3 protein-coding genes are annotated in these 2683 nt (G+C 42.4%); 2 read left to right on the forward strand and 1 reads right to left on the reverse strand.

Annotation, left to right across the window (positions count from 1 at the left end; translation table 11 throughout):
• The first annotated feature begins 100 nt into the window (after positions 1 to 100).
• Positions 101 to 694 (forward strand): DUF192 domain-containing protein, encoded by a 594-nt coding sequence (locus tag PL9214_RS19800; RefSeq protein WP_437126707.1) that lies wholly within the window; start codon positions 101 to 103, stop codon positions 692 to 694.
• 671 nt (positions 695 to 1365) lie between these two features.
• Positions 1366 to 1581: a DUF2949 domain-containing protein gene (locus PL9214_RS19805; protein ID WP_072720499.1), complete on the forward strand. Its 216-nt coding sequence runs from the start codon at positions 1366 to 1368 to the stop codon at positions 1579 to 1581.
• Positions 1582 to 1662: 81 nt separating this feature from the next.
• Here the strand turns inward: PL9214_RS19805 and PL9214_RS19810 are convergent.
• Positions 1663 to 2683: pyridoxal-phosphate-dependent aminotransferase family protein (locus PL9214_RS19810; protein ID WP_072720500.1), on the reverse strand; the 1021-nt coding region annotated here is incomplete at its 5' end.

Consider the following 2683-nt stretch of genomic DNA (forward strand, 5'->3'; position numbering starts at 1 on the left):
CCCCCTGTTCCCTGTTCCCTGTTCCCTTAAAAAAAATACCAAAGTTGCCTAAGATGTTGTACAATCTTTTGTCGCTGATGATACGGATTTTTTGAGAGCGTTGAACATTCAACTGTTAGTGGGATTTGAGCAGGGTTTAATCTTGGCTTCTATCCCCACAGCCTTAGTCTCGATAGGTTTTGGGGTGGTTGGTATTCTATGGATTAGCTGTTCATCGCTGTTTTCATCGGTTTCAACAGCACAATTCTTGAGTTTAGGAACTGCCCTTTTTGATGTTCCTGCACAAGCCCAAAACAATCAGGGTCAAATGTTACCCATTACGGCTCAAGCGAAAATTGGGGGCCAAGTGATTCAGCTTGAAGTGGCTAAAACCCCCCAGCAACAAGCGTTAGGCTTAATGTATAGAACCGCTTTGGCTGATGATCGGGGAATGTTATTTCCCTTTGATCGACCTCGCGTTGTGGGATTTTGGATGAAAAACTGCAAAATTCCTCTGGATATGATTTTTCTTCGCAATGGGGTTGTTAAAGCGGTTCAGGTCAATGCTCCCCCTTGTCAGCAGGAACCTTGTCCCACTTATGGCCCTGATGTGGCGGTGGATCAAGTGATTGAACTGCGGGGAGGACGTTCTCAAGAATTGGGGATTAAAGTGGGCGATCGCATTGCGATCACAGTTGTAGATTTTCAGCAATAAGCCTTGAGTTTAAAAAACTTTACAAAAGTTCATGTAATTTGTTAAAACTTTAATGCTAAGGTCTACACAACAGTAGACAAATTTGCTAAGCTGTCTACTCCAAACAACTGTTAAGCGTACCCGCAGTGAACCCTATACAGTTGATTCGTTCTTCTTAGGTGTGAGGAAACACTCATCAAGCCCAGGAAATTGTTCCACGACAATCTTGATCGGTTGTCAAGGCTAATCTTGAGTCAAGTTCGCTTCAGTGAGCGAGGTAGGGTTTAATAACGATGACACGGTGACTCTAAAGTTTAGAGTTCTGTGATTTCTCTCGTTTGACAGGGAAACTGTTCTGTCAGCAGACAGATTAATTTTAATAGCTGCACCTGTTCTACTGGTTAGTAATTCTTTGAGACAGCTAACCTGTGACAGAACAGAATGTGGCTAGTTCTCAATTGTGCGGAATTTTAATCGCAACTAATGTAGATGTGTGAGGAGAAAACTGAGGGAACAATTGTATAAAACTGCAATTGTTTTCAGACAACTTAACATCCCAAAATTAATGTTCTGAAGTTGGCAAACTCAGACTTTATAAACATCTCAATTTATAACAAAAGGCGATCAGCCTCGTTTATCAAAAAAATTTTTTAATCCCAAGATGGATTTTATATTAGGAGGTGAATGTTAAAATGACACCAATCAATTACTCTCGGTTTATTCGTTTTTTACAAGAAGATTTATCGCTTTCTCCTGACTCTATTGCGATGGCAGAACGAGCTAATCATCCGGCGGAATCTCAACATAAATATCCCGATGCTAGTCCGTTATCTATGACCCTGTGGCAATATGGTTTAGTCACATTGGAACAGTTAGATAAAATCTTCGACTGGTTAGAAACTGCCTAATTTAGGATGGGATATTGCTAATTTTAATAATTCCCAGAAGTATCGAGAAGGTGGGCTATGCCCACCCGACTCAATATTAAATTAAGATTCAGCTAACACACGAGCCGCCGCAGCCACTCCCGCACCAGGAGTAAACCCTTCATAACCGAGTTCCCGTAACGCAGCTTCTAGCGCCGCAATTGCTGTTAGAATATCGCGATCGCTAACAAATCCTAAATGACCAATACGGAAAATTTTACCCTTGAGGTGATCCTGTCCTCCGGCTAAAATAATATCGAATTTCTTCTTAACAACCGCCCGAACATCTTCAGCATTTAACCCTTCAGGCGGAGCAACAGCCGTAATGGCAGGACTGGCACATTCATCGGCTGCAAATAATGATAATCCTAATGCTTTAACGGCTTCCCGGCTAATTTTAGTTAACCGTTGATGACGGGCAAAAATATTCTCTAGCCCTTCTTTTTTCATCATTTGTAACGTGACTTGTAAAGCAAAAAACAAGTTCACCGGAGGGGTAAAAGGATTGGTATTTTTCTTAGCAGATTTGCGATATAAACCCAAATCTAAATAGTAGCGAGGAAGGTTAGCATTTTTATACGCTTCCCAGGCTTTCTCACTGACTGAAACAAATCCTAAACCAGGGGGAATCATATACCCTTTTTGGGAACCGGAAGCAACAACATCAATCCCCCATTCATCGATAGGAAGATGCACCGCCCCTAAGCTAGTAACGGCATCGACAATCATTAACGCCCCATGGGCTTTAACATGGCGATTAATGGTTTCTAAATCGTTAATTACACCTGTAGACGTTTCGCTGTGGGTGATAATAACGGCTTTAATTTCTTTGTTAGTATCTGCTTCTAATTTCGCCCGAAATTGTTCAGGGTCGAGGGGTTGTCCCCATTCAGCCGTAACGGTATCGACTTCTAACCCGTAGGCGGTGGCGACTTCGGCCCAACGTTCGCCGAATTTCCCATTACAACCGCATAACACCTTTTCCCCGCGACTGAGGAAATTAATAATTCCGGCTTCCATTGCCCCAGTGCCACTGGCGGTTAAAATCAGCACATCATTTTGGGTTTGGTGTAACCATTTCAGG

It is taken from the genome of Planktothrix tepida PCC 9214 (assembly GCF_900009145.1).
GTDB lineage: Bacteria > Cyanobacteriota > Cyanobacteriia > Cyanobacteriales > Microcoleaceae > Planktothrix > Planktothrix tepida.